This is a genomic window from Pseudomonas sp. LAMO17WK12:I10 (assembly GCF_900215185.1).
Classification (GTDB): domain Bacteria; phylum Pseudomonadota; class Gammaproteobacteria; order Pseudomonadales; family Pseudomonadaceae; genus Aquipseudomonas; species Aquipseudomonas chlororaphis.
Genome location: NZ_OBDX01000002.1, coordinates 453,077 through 467,606, shown reverse-complemented (window position 1 = coordinate 467,606; position 14,530 = coordinate 453,077). Strand labels below are relative to the sequence as shown.

Genomic DNA, 14,530 nt, shown 5'->3' with positions numbered 1-14,530 from the left:
CCAACGTGGCCGGGCTCAAGCAGAGCATGGAGAATGGCCCCATGACCCACCTATTGGCGTTCAGGCCCGCCGGCCACCTACGTCGGTTCTACCGCAGTGCCCAGGTACTGGCTTGTCTGCTCCCGGGCTTGATCGGCGCGACGGCCCAGGCCGCCTTGGTGGAAAGCCAGGCGATCGACTGCTCGTTCAGTAACGGTGCCGGCCGGCCCTGGGTGGAAGTGACGCCGTTGACCAGCACCACGCCGGTAGGCTCCGTCCTGTGGCAACGACCGGTGGCCCTGATCACCAACTACCGATATGGCGGGGCTACGGGTAACAAGGCCCATGAGCTGGTCTCTGCCGGATATTGGACCGCGGGTACGCCACTGCCCGACGCCATCGCCCCGACCAACATCGACGGCATCGGTTTCAAGATCGCGGTGAACTCCTCCGACGGCGTCCTCAGGAATATCACCCAAGTGTCCAAGCCCGTAGCGCTGGAAAAGAACCAGGTTATCTATGACCCCAGCGCAGGCCAGAACCAGCGTTCGCTGATGGTGACCAACTATCTGCAATCGCTGATCCTCACGGTGCCCCCCAGCCAGTTGCCCAGCGGCGAGTTGGTGATCGACCGTGTCGCCGGCAGCTCGGGGCTGATGCTGTATGCGGTCGACCTGCTCAAGGGTGTGGCCAGCCTGGGAGGGGAGGTCACCATCCCGAGCGACAACATGCCCATCGGCATTTGCCGCAAACCCTACTCGTTGATGGGGCCCGCCATCATCAATATGGGCGGGGGCGGTGGGATCACCGTTCCCAACACCTGTGTGGTGGAGTCGTACAGGACCATCCCGGTGAAGCTCGGACGTTTCTCCCTGGCCAATTTTCCCAAGGTGGGTTCGACCTCGTCGCCGGTACCGTTTCGTATCGAGCTGAGCCAGTGCGCATTGAATGCCAGGCCGCAGATCACCTTCACCGACAAAGTTGCCACTCACACCGACCCGTCGGTGCTCAACCTGACGGCTTCGCCCAACAGCGCCAAGGGCTTCGGCATCATCATGATCAACGACCTGAACCAGCAGCGGATCAAGTACGACGGCACCCGCTACGACATGCAACGGGTGGGCGACAGCGCGATCATCCCGCTGCGGGCCGGCTACATCCGTACCGGCAGCGATGCCGAGGTCAAGGTCGGCGATGCCGATGGCGCGGCGGAGTTCACCTTTACCTTCCCCTGAGTCATTCAGGGTTGGACCAAGCCCCTTCGATGGCGATAGACGCCGTTGCGGGGCCTTTCTACACTGGGCTCCGACCTGGGGATGGAGCACGCGGATGAATCGCAACGAACTGCGCAAGGCGGATATCAACCTGATGGTGGTGTTCGAAACCCTGATGCTCGAGCGCAATGTGACCCGGGCGGCGGAGAAGCTGTTTCTCGGCCAGCCGACCATCAGTTCGGCGCTCAATCGCTTGCGCGCGATCTTCAACGATCCGCTGTTCATTCGCGTGGGCCACAAGATGGAGCCGACCGCCCGCGCCGAAGAGCTGATCCAGCACCTGTCGCCGGCGCTGGATGCCTTGTCCTCGGCCCTGAGCCTGACCCACGATTTCGATCCCGCCAGCAGCACCATGACCTTTCGCATCGGCTTGTCCGACGACGTCGAGTTCGGGCTGTTACCGCCGCTGCTGCGGACCTTGCGCCAGGAAGCGCCGAAGGTGGTGTTCGTGGTGCAGCACGCGGACTACTGGCGGATCCCGGACCTGCTGGCCGCTGGCGACATCACCGTGGGCATCAGCCAGACCCGCGGGCTGCCGGCCAATGCCAAGCGCAAGCTGCTGCGGCATATCCAGCCCAGCGTGCTGCGCGCCGATGCCAGCGACACGCCACTGACCCTCGACGAATACTGTTCCCGTCCGCATGTGCTGGTGTCGCACACGGCCAATGTCAGCGGCTTTGCCGATGAATGGCTGGCCGAGATCGGTCGACAGCGCCATGTGGTGTTGTCGGTGCCGCAGTACAGTTCGCTGCCGGCGTTGCTGGCGGGGACCGACATGATCGCCAGCTTGCCGGACTACACGGCGGCGGCCATGGTGGCGTCGGGGCAGTTGTTCCAGGAGCCGTTTCCGTTCAAGACCCCGACCTTGGACCTGTCCATGGTCTGGCTCAGCCATGTCGACACCGACCCGGCCGAACGCTGGCTGCGTTCGCGGCTGGAGGCGTTCATGAGCGACCGCGACCTGGCGCCGCTCAAGGCGCGTTGAATCTCTGATCCCTTGGTAGAGGACTCAGGCAGGCGGTCGCGAGGCGTGTAGTATGGAGCGCCTTTTCACCCCCCACCTTTCAGGGAGATCCGCCATGCCTCATCTGCATATGGAATACACCGCCAACCTGCCGCAACTGGATGCCGACAAGGCCTTGCTGCGGTTCAACAACGCGTTGGTGGCGTCCGGGCAGTTCGCTGAATACGACATCAAGAGCCGCGCGCGCAAGGTCGAGACGTTTCGCGTCGGCACCGGCCTCGGCGAGCGGGCGTTCGTGCATGTGAAGCTGTCGTTGCTCAGCGGGCGTTCGCCAGAGATCAAGAAGCAGCTTTCGCAAAGCCTGCTGGCGGTGCTGCAGGAACTCTGTGAATGGCCGGCTGGCGTCGAGTTGCAATTGGCGGTGGAGATCCTGGATATCGACCGCGACTCCTACGGCAAGCTCAGCATCGGCCACTGAACCGGAATGCGGCAGGGCCTGGACCTACAATAGGCCCTGCTGCGCGCAGACCTTGACCACTTGCTCGCGGAACCAGGTGTTGGCGCTGTCCTGGTCGGTGTGGGCGCTCCATTGCATGTCCAGGGTAAAGCCCGGCAGGCCGTTGGGCGCTTCGCAATGGCTGAACACCGCGTCGTTGGTCAGCAGTGCCTGGATGCGCCGCGGCAGGGTCAGGATGAAGTCGGTGCCGGTGATCATCTTCAGCGCCGCGCTGTAGCTGTTGGAGCGCGCGACGATCTGCCGCCGGTGGGCCTGGCGGGCCAGCCAGCCATCGACCATGTTGGTGGTCGAGGTCCAGGGCGTGGGGTAGACGTGCCGGCGCTCGACGAATGACTGCAGGCTGAAACGCGGCTCCAGCGGCGGCGTCGCACGCTTGTCGAAGACACACACCAGGTCATCCTCGAGTAGCACCTGCGACTTGAGGTCGGGGTGGGTGTGGTGAAAGTTCGGACCGAAGCAGATCACCAGGTCCAGGCTGCCGTCGCGCAGTTCCTCGGCGGGGATATCGGTTTCCAGCTTGTGCACATTGACCGACACCGGCAGGTCGGCGAAGTCGAAGCCCTTGAGCAGGCGGGGCAGGATCAGCAATTCGAAATATTCCGGCGCGCAGACATTGAAGGTGACGGCCTGGCGGGTCGGGTCGAAAGCCTGGACCCCGGAGTGGCACAGGTTGATGCTCTCGAGAATCTTCAGCACGTGGCTGTACATGGTGGTGGCTTTGTAGGTCGGACGCATGCCGGTGCGGGTATTGATGAACAGCTCGTCCTCGAAGCCGGTGCGCAGTTTTTTCAGGCAGTAACTGACGGTCGACTGACTCACGCACAGGGTTTCCGAGACCCCGGTCACGCTGCTTTGCTCGTACACGGCGACGAACACCATCAGGTCCTGCATATCGAGCTTTCTAAGCAAGTTACTGTTCAGCATCAGTTCCGTCTCGTTGAGCACCTCGCGCGGTCGTGCGCAAACCTGCCTGATGCTAACGGAACGATCGTCCTAATTGAATCCTTGCCCCGGGGTTTCACGGATAGCGAAGGGACAATTAATTCCGAGAACACGACCTGTGCAGTATGGCGCGGCGCGTAGCTGCTTGTCCCTTGGTGTTGCGTCTTCAATCGGGCACCGGGACTGGCCGGCGGCTGCCGAGGATCAGGGCGAGCATGCCCAGGCCCACCAGCAGCGCGCCGAGCAGCTCGCCCGGCAAGGGATGCCGGCCCAGCCCGAACCAGTGGAAGAGGGTGATGAACAGGGTGCTCAGGTAGATGTAGGAAATGACCGTGGCCGGTGCGATCACCCCGATGGCCCGGTGTAGCAGCCAAAAAGTCGCCAGGGTGGCGAACAAGGCCAGGTACAGCAGCCATACACCGTCGTTGAGAGTGAGCAGGACGGCGCTGCGCCAGCCACCACCCGGCAGGCAGAAGGCGAACAGGAACAGCGCGCCGAACAGCATGTTCCAGAAGGTCATGGCGGCCGGGCTGCGATCTTTCAGGCTGTTGGCTTTCAGCCGTTGGCTCAGCGGCGAATAACCGGCCATGGCCAGGCAACCGACCCCATACACGCCGACCGCGTAGAGCGACGGCATGCCCTCGGGGCCCGAGCCCCTGAAGGTCAGCAGCATGGCCCCGGCGGCCGCCAGCAGCATCGGCAACAGGCGGTTTTTCCCAGGGTTGTCGCTCAGCAGGAGGCCCTCGAACAGCAGGGTCAGCAGCGGTACCAGGGCGAACAGGATGCCGGTATTGACCGCCGAGGTATGCCGCAGCGCCTCGAACAGCGAAGCGAAATAGATCGCCAGCAGCAACCCAAGCATGGCATGCGCCCGCAGCCCGACGCGGTTGATCCGGAACGTGCCGTTGAGCCACAGTGCCGGCACGAACATCAAGGCCGACAGCAGCAGGCGCAGGCCCGTCAGCAACAGCGGGTCGACGGCCTGGCTGACCCGGGCCGCGGCGAAGAACGAGGCGGCGATCAGCACCGCCCACAGCAGCATGCCGAGATGGGCGTTGAGCAAGCTGGCGGGCTTCATGAGCGCGTTCCCCGGGTCATTGGAAGTGGCGGTGGTAGTGCCGCGGATCGAAGCGCAGGACCATCAGGATCATCAGCGCCATGACCGCGGTCAGTGACCACCAGGCCCATTCGAAACTGCCCAGGCGGTCGCGGATGATCCCGGCGAGCAGCGGCGACAGGCCGGCGATCAGATAGCCGATGCCTTGCACGAAGGCCGTCAGGCCACCGGCGCGCCGCGGATTGTCCAGGTGGTCGAGGGACACGATCAGGCTCATGGGAAACAACCCGCCGATGCCCAGGCCGAGCAGGCACGGCCAGAGCAGGCTCAGGTGCCGGGGGCTGAGGATCAGCCCGCAGAAGCCGGCGATGATCAGTACCAGCAAGGCCACCAGCACCCGGCGGCGGTCCTGGCTGCGGTTGGCGATGGCCGGCGTCACCAGGCCCGAGACCACTTCCATGGCGGTGAGAAACCCCAGCAGCAGGCCGGCGTCCTGTTCGCTCCAACCCTGCTCCACGTAATAGGGGGCCAGCCACGCAAGGACACAGGTGTAGGACGCCGTGCCCAGGCCGAAAAAGACCGCCAGCAGCCAGGCGCGACGGTTGCCGGCAAAAGATTCGTGGTGCATCGCGGCATCCGGCAGCTTGGGCATGGCCGCCCGTTGCGCGTACCAGAACAGCAGCGCCAGGCCCGCCAGCGCCGCCCAGATCGCCAGGCCCAGCCGCCAGCTGCCGGTGCGGGTCATCACCAGCGGGGCGAAGGACGCCGCGACCGCCGCTCCCCCCATGATCGAGGTGACGTACAGGCCCATGAACAGCGAGACATTGTCGGGAAAGCGCGACTTGATCAGTGCCGGCATCAGCGACTGGATCAGGGCGATGCCGAGGCCGGCGAGCACGGCGCTGAGGATCAGTTCGGCGGCCGAGTCGAGGAACAACCGCGACAGGGTGGCCAGGCCAATGACCAGCAGCGAAACCACCACGCTGCGGTGGTCGCCCAGGCGCTGGCCGATGCGCACGCCGAAGAACATCGCCAGGCCCATGGCCATGACCGGCAGCATGGTCAGCAGCGCGGCGCCGCTGAAACTCAGGGCGATATCGCCACGAATCCCGGACAGCAAGGGGCCGACGGCGGCCATTGACGGCCGCAGGTTCAAGGCCACCAGCGTCACGCTGAGCATCAGCCAGAAGACGGGGCGGGTTGTCGCGCGAACGTTTTCCATAACCAGACCTTGAACAATTCAGGTGCTGATTAGGCGGGGAGGGGCGTGGCCGGGGCAAATCAGAAAGTGTGCAGGACTATCTAAAAATCAAATAACACCTGTAGCCGCTGCCGCAGGCTGCGCTGGGCTGCGAAGCAGCCCCCAAACCTGCGCCCGCGGTCTGCCGGAAGCACCACGTTGCCCGGGCCAGTCCTGCGGCCTGGATCGCAGCCTGCGGCAGCGGCTACAGGGGCTCGCGACGGTGCGCGGGCCTCGGGCGATCAGAACGGCTTGGTCGGCAGGTACTTGCCATCCAGGGTGATCACCGCGCGGGAGCCGCCCTCCGGGTCTTCGACTTTCTTGATGTCGAGCTTGAAGTTGATGGCGCTGATGATGCCGTCGCCGAACTGCTCGTGGACCAGCGCCTTGAGGGTCGAACCGTAGACCTGGAGCATTTCATAGAAGCGGTACACGGTCGGGTCGGTGGGGATGCCGCCGGGGATGCTGCCGCGCGACGGGATGCTTTGCAGCAGGCGGCTGGCGTCCTGGTCCAGGTCGAGCTTGCTGCAGACCAGGTCGGCGGCGGCGGCCGGCATGGCGTGCTGGCCGAGCAGGGCGGCGGTGACGAAGGCCAGGCTCAGGCCGGTGCCGTCGGTGAGCTGTTGCCACGACAGGTTCTTGCGTGCCTTGGCGTCGATGATGGTGTCGGCCAGGGCCAGGCGTGGGGCTTGGGCGAATTGGGATTGCAGCATGTCGAGTTCCTCGTTGGGATGGTGAAACGGTTGTTGAACGAGTCGTTGAAAAAGGGTCGTTGCAAAGGGAGCGTTCAAGCCGCGTGTCGCGGTTTGCCGACCAAGGCGCAGGCGTCGGGGTGTTCGGCCAGGGACACGAAGCCCTGGCTCGGGCCATCCAGCGCGGCAATGGCGCCGCTGGCGATGTCATAGACCCAGCCATGCAGGTTCAGCCGGCCCTGTTCCAGGGCCAGGGCGACCGCGGGATGCGTCTTCAGGTTAGCCAACTGGGCGATCACGTTTTCCCGCACCAGGGCATCCAGGCGGGCTGCGTCCGAGGCATGGCTGCGGGCGGCATTGACCACCTTGGCCGACTCGGCATGGCGCAGCCAGTTGGCCACGGCCGGCAGATGGTCCAGGCATTTGCAGGTGGAGATGGCGGTCATGGCGCCGCAGTCCGAATGCCCGCAGATCACGATGTCGCTGACCCCGAGCACGGCCACCGCGTACTCCACGGTGGCTGACACACCGCCCGGTTCCGGCCCGTAGGAGGGCACGATATTGCCGGCGTTGCGGATCACGAACAGATCGCCTGGCTCCTGCTGGGTCAGCAGTTCCGGCACTACCCGGCTGTCGGAGCAGGTGACGAACAGGGTGCTGGGGTTCTGGGTGGTGGCCAGTTGCTTGAACAGCTCGCTGCGTTTCGGGAAGGCTTCGCGCTGGAACTTGAGAAAGCCGTCGATGATGTGCCGCATGGTGGTTCTCCTTGCATCGCTGATGGAGCAAGGATGGGAAATTTCAGCTATAGCGTCCAAGACTGGCTTGTTATGCTGGCCATAAGTACTGCCTATAGTTGGCAGTCCTGGCCTGGAGACACCATGCTGCTACGTCATATCCGTTACCTGCTGGCCGTCGCCGAGCACGGCAACTTCACCCGCGCCGCCGAAGCCTTGCACGTGTCCCAGCCGACGCTGTCGCAACAGATCAGGCAACTGGAAGACAGCCTTGGCGCGCCGCTGTTCGACCGCTCGGGGCGCACCGTGCGCCTGACCGACGCCGGCGAGGCCTATGTGCGTTATGCGCGGCTGGCCCTGCAGGACCTGGAGGCGGCCAGGCGCGCCATGCATGACGTGCAGGATCTGCGGCGCGGCTCGTTGCGCCTGGGCATGACCCCGACCTTCATCACGTACCTGGCGGGGCCGCTGCTGACCCGTTTCAACCAGCGGTATCCGGGGATCGCCCTGAGCCTCGAAGAGATGACCCAGGACCGACTTGAAGCGGCCCTGGCCGAAGACCGCCTGGACCTGGGCATTGCCTTTGCCGGGCAGCACCTGCCGGACATCGACAGCCAGCTGTTGTTCGAGGAGAGCCTGAGCCTGATGGTCAGCCGCGAGCAGCAGCCCGAGCTACCGCGGGAACTGACGGCGGCCGAGCTGGAGCGACAGCCGCTGGTGCTGCTCAGCGGCGATTTCGCCACCCGCCAGCATATCGACCGTTATTGTCGCGAGCAGGGCATGACGCCGCGCATCGCCATCGAAGCCAACTCCATCGGCGCGATTGTCGAAATCGTTCGCCGTGGGCAGCTGGCGACCATCCTGCCGCTGGCCATTACCCAGGAGCAGCCAGGCTTGAGGCCGGTGATCCTGCAACCACCCCTGGCGCCCCGCAGCGTGGCGCTGCTGGGACGCAAGGGCGCCTATCGCAGCGCCGCGTGCCAGGCTTTTCGCGAGCTGCTGACGGCTGCTTGTCGCGAACGGCTGACGGCTCAGGGCGTGGGCGCCGCCAGCCACTGATTGACCACGCCGCTGTAGAAACCGGTGGCCTTGCTCAGGTGCAGCCACTGGTCGACGTAGCTTTTCCAGGCGACGTCGTCCCGTGGCAACAGGAATGCTTTTTCACTGTATTGCAGGTACTGCTCGGGGTTCACCGCGCACAGCCCCGGCTTGAGTTTCTGCTGGAAGCGCGCTTCGGAAGCGTCGGTGATCATCACGTCGGCCTTGTTCTCCAGCAGTTGCTCGAAGATGGTCACGTTGTCGGCGAACAGGGTCAGGCTGGCCTTGGGCAGGTGAGCCCGGGCGAAGACTTCGTTGGTGCCTCCCGGCGGTTCGATCAGGCGCACCGAAGGCTGGTTGATCTGCTCGACGGTCTGGTAGCGCTGCTTGTCGGCGCAACGCACCAGGGGGATTTTTCCGTCGACACCCAGGGTGTCGCTGAAGAAGGCTTTCTTCTGCCGCTCCAGGGACACGGAAATACCACCCACGGCGATGTCGCACTGGTTTGCCAGGAAGTCCGGCATCAGGGTTTTCCAGGTGGTCTTCACCCACTTCACCTCGACCCCCAGGCTTTGCGCCAGGGACTGCGCCATCGAAATGTCGATGCCTTCGTAGGCACCGTCTGCGCGCAGGTAGGTGTAGGGCTTGTAGTCGCCGGTGGTGCAGACGTTCAGGTGGCCGCGTTCGATGACCTGGTCCAGGTGCGAGGTGCTTGGCGCGGCAAAGGCCGGGGCGCTGAGGGTCAGCAGCGAGCAGAGCAGAAGGCGTGCTTTCATGCGGTCGATCCTTGATGACGAGGGAGTGGCCGAGGGCGGCTCATTATTTGCGCCGGGCTCGAACGGGGCAAGGCGCATCGCTCGCCAGTGCGCGCGGGTCGTTTTCGCCGAAAAAGTTTTGGCAAAGGGCCATGCCAACTATTTGTTGGCTTCTTTTTCACGAAACGTTGATGGTCGGCTACCTAAAGTTCGTGCTGTCGTGGGCAGTCATTGAATAACAGGCCTGACGACGCACTTCTTTCAAGGAACACGCCGATCATCATGCTGAACATCAAGCCCCTGCGTCCCGAATGGGTGACGTTGATTGCCAGCGCCTTTTTATTGCTTGGCTGCAACTTTGTGCTCTGGCAGCACCTGTTTAGCATTACTGCCTCGGACACCCGCGGCATTGCCATGCGCGTGGCTTTCGGGGTGATGATCTTCTGTGCCTTCAACCTTATCCTGACCTGGCTGGCGTTTCGCCGGGTACTTAAGCCGGTGCTGGTTGTATTGTTTATGGTCAGTGCCGGCGTGGCTTATTTCATGAGCCAGTACGGAGTGCTGATAGATGCCGGAATGTTTCGCAACTTCGCCGAAACCAATGCAACGGAAGTGCGTGACTTACTTTCCCTGAAGTTGCTTGTTTATATTCTGTTCCTGGGTCTATTGCCTTCCTGGTTATTGTGGAAAGCCCCGATCAATTATCGTCGCTGGCACCGCGAGTTATTGAGCAAGTTGCTGGTTTCCGTTATGTGCGCGGCGGCCATTGGCGGGGTAGCCCTGGCCAACTATCAGGGGCTGGCCTCGCTGTTTCGCAATCACCATGAACTACGCCTGATGATAGTGCCGAGCAACTACGTGGGCGCTTCCATCGGTTACCTGCGCGAGCAAGTGGTTTCGGCGCGCCAGCCCTTCGTCAAGATCGGGGAAGATGCCCAGCGCAATCCGACCTGGCAAAACCATGCGCGCAAGTCGCTGACGGTGCTGGTGGTCGGCGAAAGTGCCCGGGCCGAGAACTTCGGCGTGCTGGGCTACGAGCGCGACACCACGCCGAAACTCAGCCAGGAAAACGGCCTGATCGCCTTTACCGATGTGTCGTCCTGCGGCACCGAGACCGCGGTCTCGGTGCCCTGCATGTTCTCCAACATGGGGCGCAAGAACTACGACGCCAGCAAGGCGAAGAACGAGGAAGGGCTGCTGGACGTGCTCAAGCGCGCCGGGCTCGAGGTGATCTGGCGGGACAACCAGTCCGGTTGCAAGGGCACCTGCGACCGGGTGACCCTCGACGATGTCAGCAACCTCAAGGACCCGGCGCTCTGCGCCAACAGCGAATGCCGCGACGAGATCCTGCTCCAGGGCCTGCAGCATTTCATCGATACCCTGGACAAGGACACCGTGCTGGTCCTGCACCAGATGGGCAGCCACGGACCGGAATACTTCAAGCGTTACCCCAAGCAATACGAGCGCTTCACCCCGGTGTGCCAGAGCAACGCCCTGAACAATTGCAGCCGCGAGAGCATCGTCAACGGCTACGACAATACGCTGCTGTACACCGACCACGTGCTGGCGACCCTGATCGACCTGCTGCGCAGCAACCAGGACAAGGTCGATACCGCCATGCTCTACCTGTCGGACCACGGCGAATCCCTGGGCGAATACAACCTGTTCCTGCATGGCACGCCCTACATGCTCGCGCCGTCGCAGCAGAAACATGTGGCGATGCTGGCCTGGTTCTCGGACAGCTATCAGAAGGCGTTCTCGGTGGACACCCATTGCCTGCAACAGAGCCGGGAAAAACCGCTGAGCCAGGACAACCTGTTCCACTCGATGCTCGGTCTGCTGGAGGTCGACAGCCGGGTCTACCAGCCTGAGCTGGACCTGTTCGCCGGTTGCCGGGGCAGTGTGGTCGACGGCGTGCTGGCGCGGCAATGAAGCCTTGATCGGCGTTCGACCTTTTTTTCACGATCGGGGCGGTAACCTGTTTTTCATCCAAGACTTACAAGAGCCAGCAGATCCATGTCCGCGCACCCTCCATCCCCCCTCGAGCTCGAGTTCGCCAGGCGTTATGACCAGGCGCATGCGCGCATCTGTGGCGACGAGCGCCCACTCGGGCTGGGGCGGCGCCTGTCGTTGTGGCGCGACGAGTGGTTGGTTCGCCGCGCGTTGAAGGTGGCGGGCGAGCCGGGGCTGATTCTCGATCTTGCGTGCGGCGCGGGGCGCTTCTGGCCAGTGCTGGGCGAGCACAGTAATCGGGTGATCCTGGCGGCGGACCCGTCCCAGGACATGCTCAACCATGCCCAGACCCACCATCCGGCAAGTCTGCTCAGGCGGGTCAGGACTTTCCAGAGTTCGTCGTTCAGCATCGGCCTGTCGGCCAACGCGGTGGACTGCATCGTCTGCCTGCAACTGTTCCCCCATGTCGCCAGCAGCGAGGCACGCCTGGCGTTGCTGGGCGAATTCCATCGGGTCAGTCGCGACTCGGTGATCCTCGCGGTGCGCATCGACAGTCGCTTGAAAGTCATGCGTGACCGGCTGGAGGGCAACGACACCCTGCAATTGCAGCGTGCTCCACGCATGGACGTCAGCCGGGCGCGGGTCGAGACCGAGTTCAGGGGCGCGGGGTTCGAAGTGCTCAGCCACCAGGATTTCATTCCCGGCTGTGCTGCCTGGCGGGTTTACGTCCTGCGCAAACAGGGTTAGCCGGCGGGGTGCGGACTATTCTTGTGGCCGGGCGCCGATTTCGCGCAGGCTCTTGTCGAGTGAATGCTCAGAAATCGCCAAGGGCGATATATACTGCGCGCCATTCTTCAAGGGAGAGCCGTGTGGCCATCGATATTCACTGGATTCGCGACAACGATAGCCTCGGTCAATTCTGCACCGAGTGGCAGAAGCTGCCATTCGTCGCCCTCGACACCGAATTCATGCGGGTCGACACCTTCTATCCGATCGCCGGCCTGTTGCAGGTCGGCGATGGCCAGCGCGCTTACCTCATCGACCCCTTGACCATCGACGACTGGCAGCCGCTGGCGGCCTTGCTGGAGAACAGCGCGGTGGTCAAGGTGGTGCACGCCTGCAGCGAGGACCTCGAAGTCCTGCTACGCCTGACCGGCAGCTTGCCGGCACCGTTGTTCGACACGCAACTGGCGGCCGCCTACCTGAACCTGGGTTTCTCCATGGGCTACTCGCGGCTGGTCCAGGAAGTGCTGGGCATCGAGTTGCCCAAGGGCGAGACCCGCTCCGACTGGCTGCAGCGTCCGCTGTCGGAAACCCAGGTCAGCTACGCCGCCGAAGACGCCGTGCACCTGGCCGAGGTGTTCACCCGGCTGCGGCCGAAACTGTCCGAGGACAAATACAACTGGGTGCTGGAAGACGGCGCCGAGCTGGTGGCCAACCTGCGCCGCGAAATCGATCCCTATGAGGTCTACCGCGACGCCAAGCTGGCCTGGAAACTGTCCCGCGCGCAACTGGCGGTGCTGCGTGAACTCTGCGCCTGGCGCGAGCGTGAGGCACGGGCACGGGATCTGCCGCGCAACCGGATCGTGCGCGAGCACTCGCTGTGGCCGTTGGCCAAGAGCCAGCCGGACAACCTCGGCGCCCTGGCGAAAATCGAAGACATGCACCCGCGCACCGTGCGTCAGGACGGCGAGTTCCTGCTGGGCCTGATCAAGCGTGCCGCCAGCGTCGGCCCCGACCAGTGGCCGCCGGCCGTCCCCGAGCCGTTGCCGATGGAAGCCTCGCCCCTGCTCAAGCGCCTGCGCGCCGTGGGCCAGGCCGAAGCCGAGCGCCTGGGCATCGCCCCGGAACTGATGCTGCGCAAGAAAACCCTGGAAAGCCTGCTCAAGAGCGGCTTCCCCAACGGAACCTACCAATTGCCCGATTCGCTGCGTGGCTGGCGCCGCGAATTGATGGGCCAGGCGCTGCTCGACAGCCTGGCCACCGCCGGAGAACAGCCATGAAACGTATCTGCTCGATCTACAAAAGCCCGCGCAAGAACGAGATGTACCTCTACGTGCTCAAGAGCGATGCCCTGGAGCGCGTGCCGGAAAACCTGCTGGCGGCGTTCGGCAAGCCGCAGCACGCCTTCGACCTGGTGCTGAGCCCGGAGCGCAAGCTGTCGCGCGAGGACATCCACCAGGTGCTGGAAAACCTCGAGAAGCAGGGTTACCACCTGCAGATGCCACCGGCCGAGGACGAGTACATCGAGCACTTGCCCGAAGAGCTGCTGCGCCGTAATGATCCGGTCTGACGGACACCTGTAGAGGCCCTGTCCGGGGCATCGTTGAAAATGGAACTGATTCTATCTGGCGGCTGCCGCGATCGATGGAGCGATACTCCGTCGGTGGCTGCCTGCACCGTTTTGTAAGGTTTGAACCATGCGCGTTCTGATTGCCGAACACGATCACGCTATTTATGCCCGTTTGTTGCGTCAGCTGGCACCTGACCTGGAAGTGCTCACCAGCGGCGATTCCGCCGAGCTGTCGAAGCTGGCCGCGGACTGCCCGGTCTGGCTCGGCCAGCCGGACCTGCTGGCCACCCTGTTGCGCCAGGGCCACCAGCCGCAGTGGCTGCAATCGACTTGGGCCGGCATCACGCCGCTGCTCGCCGACGGCCTGCCACGCCATTACCGGCTGACCCGCGCCGTGGGGATCTTTGGCCAGGTCATGGCCGAATACGTGCTCACCTACATGCTCGGCCACGAGCGCGAAGTCTTGGCGCGCCTGGTCAGCCAGGTCGAGCGCAAGTGGGATAACCGCACGGGCCAGAGCCTGGCCGGGCGTAAGGTGCTGATCGTCGGCGCGGGCGATATCGGCCAGAGCGTGGCGCAGTTCCTGCTGCCATTCGGCGTCGAGCTGTACGGCATCGCCAGCGAAGCCCGGGAGCAGGCGCCGTTTATTGAAGTGGCGGCGTTGGCGGATCTGGGACGCCTGGTGGGCGAAGTGGATTATGTGGTCAACCTGCTGCCCAACACCCCGCACACCCATGACCTGTACGACGCGGCGCTGTTCAAGCGTTTCAAGCCGACCGGCCTGTTCATCAACGTCGGTCGCGGGGTCGCGGTGGTCGATGCGGACCTGGTGGAAGCCTTGAAGGAAGGGCATCTGGCGGGGGCGGTGATCGACGTCTGCCGTCAGGAACCGTTGCCGCAGCGCCATCCGTTCTGGACCGCCTGGGGCCTGCTGCTGACCGGGCACAGCTCGGCGCCGACCTCGCCGACCCTGATGGCGCAGTTGTTCATCGACAACCTGCGGGCCTATCAGGCCGATACAGCGTTGCGTGGCGAAGTGGATTTCACCCGCGGGTATTGAGGCGCTGCGCAGAGGGGGGCTGATGCCGCCTT

Annotated in this window: 16 protein-coding genes; 10 read left to right on the top strand and 6 right to left on the bottom strand. The window is 63.9% G+C overall.

What is annotated here, in order from left to right; genetic code table 11:
• Window positions 1-41 precede the first annotated feature (41 nt).
• The 3 genes from CRO75_RS04390 to CRO75_RS04380 all read left to right on the top strand — a co-directional run bounded on the left by CRO75_RS04390 (window position 42) and on the right by CRO75_RS04380 (window position 2,695).
• Window positions 42-1,214, top strand: coding sequence for a fimbrial protein (locus CRO75_RS04390; protein WP_097134537.1), 1,173 nt, complete (start codon window positions 42-44; stop codon window positions 1,212-1,214).
• Window positions 1,215-1,308: 94 nt separating this feature from the next.
• Window positions 1,309-2,238 (top strand): LysR substrate-binding domain-containing protein, encoded by a 930-nt coding sequence (locus CRO75_RS04385; protein ID WP_097134536.1) that lies wholly within the window; start codon window positions 1,309-1,311, stop codon window positions 2,236-2,238.
• A 94-nt stretch (window positions 2,239-2,332) separates the two neighbouring features.
• On the top strand, window positions 2,333-2,695 hold the full coding sequence (locus tag CRO75_RS04380; protein WP_009042603.1) for a 5-carboxymethyl-2-hydroxymuconate Delta-isomerase: 363 nt from the start codon (window positions 2,333-2,335) through the stop codon (window positions 2,693-2,695).
• Between the two features lie 24 nt (window positions 2,696-2,719).
• On the opposite strand, the gene CRO75_RS04375 is transcribed toward CRO75_RS04380, so the two are convergent.
• The 5 genes from CRO75_RS04375 to CRO75_RS04355 form a co-directional block, all read right to left on the bottom strand.
• On the bottom strand, window positions 2,720-3,658 hold the full coding sequence (locus CRO75_RS04375) for a LysR family transcriptional regulator (protein WP_097134535.1): 939 nt from the start codon (window positions 3,656-3,658) through the stop codon (window positions 2,720-2,722).
• Between the two features lie 184 nt (window positions 3,659-3,842).
• On the bottom strand, window positions 3,843-4,754 hold the full coding sequence (locus CRO75_RS04370; protein ID WP_097134534.1) for a DMT family transporter: 912 nt from the start codon (window positions 4,752-4,754) through the stop codon (window positions 3,843-3,845).
• Between the two features lie 16 nt (window positions 4,755-4,770).
• Entirely contained in the window at window positions 4,771-5,955 is a 1,185-nt protein-coding gene (locus CRO75_RS04365) for a cyanate transporter (RefSeq protein WP_097134533.1), read from the bottom strand.
• A 260-nt stretch (window positions 5,956-6,215) separates the two neighbouring features.
• Window positions 6,216-6,686 carry a cyanase gene (gene cynS / locus CRO75_RS04360; protein WP_097134532.1) on the bottom strand — a complete coding sequence of 157 codons (471 nt, stop codon included), beginning with the start codon at window positions 6,684-6,686 and terminating at the stop codon, window positions 6,216-6,218.
• Between the two features lie 74 nt (window positions 6,687-6,760).
• Window positions 6,761-7,420 (bottom strand): carbonic anhydrase, encoded by a 660-nt coding sequence (locus CRO75_RS04355; RefSeq protein ID WP_062823332.1) that lies wholly within the window; start codon window positions 7,418-7,420, stop codon window positions 6,761-6,763.
• 123 nt (window positions 7,421-7,543) lie between these two features.
• Between CRO75_RS04355 and cynR the strand changes: the two genes are divergently transcribed.
• The gene (gene cynR / locus CRO75_RS04350; protein WP_097134531.1) at window positions 7,544-8,458 is read left to right on the top strand and encodes a transcriptional regulator CynR; all 915 of its coding nucleotides are present in this window, start codon (window positions 7,544-7,546) and stop codon (window positions 8,456-8,458) included.
• Here the strand turns inward: cynR and CRO75_RS04345 are convergent.
• Window positions 8,431-9,213 (bottom strand): transporter substrate-binding domain-containing protein, encoded by a 783-nt coding sequence (locus CRO75_RS04345; protein ID WP_062823330.1) that lies wholly within the window; start codon window positions 9,211-9,213, stop codon window positions 8,431-8,433. The genes cynR and CRO75_RS04345 overlap by 28 nt on opposite strands.
• On the opposite strand from CRO75_RS04345, the gene CRO75_RS32500 reads away from it, so the two are divergent.
• From CRO75_RS32500 to CRO75_RS04320, 6 genes are all read left to right on the top strand, one after another.
• A complete protein-coding gene (locus tag CRO75_RS32500) occupies window positions 9,212-9,427 on the top strand; it encodes a hypothetical protein (protein WP_143503887.1) in 216 nt (71 codons plus the stop codon). The genes CRO75_RS04345 and CRO75_RS32500 overlap by 2 nt on opposite strands.
• Before the next feature lie 47 nt (window positions 9,428-9,474).
• Window positions 9,475-11,124 (top strand): phosphoethanolamine--lipid A transferase, encoded by a 1,650-nt coding sequence (locus tag CRO75_RS04340; RefSeq protein WP_097134530.1) that lies wholly within the window; start codon window positions 9,475-9,477, stop codon window positions 11,122-11,124.
• A gap of 84 nt (window positions 11,125-11,208) precedes the next feature.
• Window positions 11,209-11,892, top strand: a complete 684-nt coding sequence (locus CRO75_RS04335; protein WP_097134529.1) for a class I SAM-dependent methyltransferase — start codon at window positions 11,209-11,211, stop codon at window positions 11,890-11,892.
• 122 nt (window positions 11,893-12,014) lie between these two features.
• Complete coding sequence (gene rnd / locus CRO75_RS04330; RefSeq protein ID WP_097134528.1) at window positions 12,015-13,148, top strand: ribonuclease D; 1,134 nt, start codon at window positions 12,015-12,017, stop codon at window positions 13,146-13,148.
• Entirely contained in the window at window positions 13,145-13,438 is a 294-nt protein-coding gene (locus tag CRO75_RS04325; RefSeq protein WP_007926915.1) for a YcgL domain-containing protein, read from the top strand. The genes rnd and CRO75_RS04325 overlap by 4 nt, the downstream gene beginning before the upstream one ends.
• Before the next feature lie 127 nt (window positions 13,439-13,565).
• Entirely contained in the window at window positions 13,566-14,498 is a 933-nt protein-coding gene (locus tag CRO75_RS04320; protein ID WP_097134527.1) for a D-2-hydroxyacid dehydrogenase, read from the top strand.
• Window positions 14,499-14,530 lie beyond the last annotated feature (32 nt).

What these genes read in the sequence shown, in the direction of transcription:
- CRO75_RS04390 (WP_097134537.1), top strand. Translation starts at nt 42, where the DNA reads ATGACCCACCTATTGGCGTTCAGGCCCGCCGGCCACCTACGTCGGTTC.
- CRO75_RS04385 (WP_097134536.1), top strand. Translation starts at nt 1,309, where the DNA reads ATGAATCGCAACGAACTGCGCAAGGCGGATATCAACCTGATGGTGGTG.
- CRO75_RS04380 (WP_009042603.1), top strand. Translation starts at nt 2,333, where the DNA reads ATGCCTCATCTGCATATGGAATACACCGCCAACCTGCCGCAACTGGAT.
- CRO75_RS04375 (WP_097134535.1), bottom strand. Translation starts at nt 3,658, where the DNA reads ATGCTGAACAGTAACTTGCTTAGAAAGCTCGATATGCAGGACCTGATG.
- CRO75_RS04370 (WP_097134534.1), bottom strand. Translation starts at nt 4,754, where the DNA reads ATGAAGCCCGCCAGCTTGCTCAACGCCCATCTCGGCATGCTGCTGTGG.
- CRO75_RS04365 (WP_097134533.1), bottom strand. Translation starts at nt 5,955, where the DNA reads ATGGAAAACGTTCGCGCGACAACCCGCCCCGTCTTCTGGCTGATGCTC.
- cynS (WP_097134532.1), bottom strand. Translation starts at nt 6,686, where the DNA reads ATGCTGCAATCCCAATTCGCCCAAGCCCCACGCCTGGCCCTGGCCGAC.
- CRO75_RS04355 (WP_062823332.1), bottom strand. Translation starts at nt 7,420, where the DNA reads ATGCGGCACATCATCGACGGCTTTCTCAAGTTCCAGCGCGAAGCCTTC.
- cynR (WP_097134531.1), top strand. Translation starts at nt 7,544, where the DNA reads ATGCTGCTACGTCATATCCGTTACCTGCTGGCCGTCGCCGAGCACGGC.
- CRO75_RS32500 (WP_143503887.1), top strand. Translation starts at nt 9,212, where the DNA reads ATGCGGTCGATCCTTGATGACGAGGGAGTGGCCGAGGGCGGCTCATTA.
- CRO75_RS04345 (WP_062823330.1), bottom strand. Translation starts at nt 9,213, where the DNA reads ATGAAAGCACGCCTTCTGCTCTGCTCGCTGCTGACCCTCAGCGCCCCG.
- CRO75_RS04340 (WP_097134530.1), top strand. Translation starts at nt 9,475, where the DNA reads ATGCTGAACATCAAGCCCCTGCGTCCCGAATGGGTGACGTTGATTGCC.
- CRO75_RS04335 (WP_097134529.1), top strand. Translation starts at nt 11,209, where the DNA reads ATGTCCGCGCACCCTCCATCCCCCCTCGAGCTCGAGTTCGCCAGGCGT.
- CRO75_RS04325 (WP_007926915.1), top strand. Translation starts at nt 13,145, where the DNA reads ATGAAACGTATCTGCTCGATCTACAAAAGCCCGCGCAAGAACGAGATG.
- CRO75_RS04320 (WP_097134527.1), top strand. Translation starts at nt 13,566, where the DNA reads ATGCGCGTTCTGATTGCCGAACACGATCACGCTATTTATGCCCGTTTG.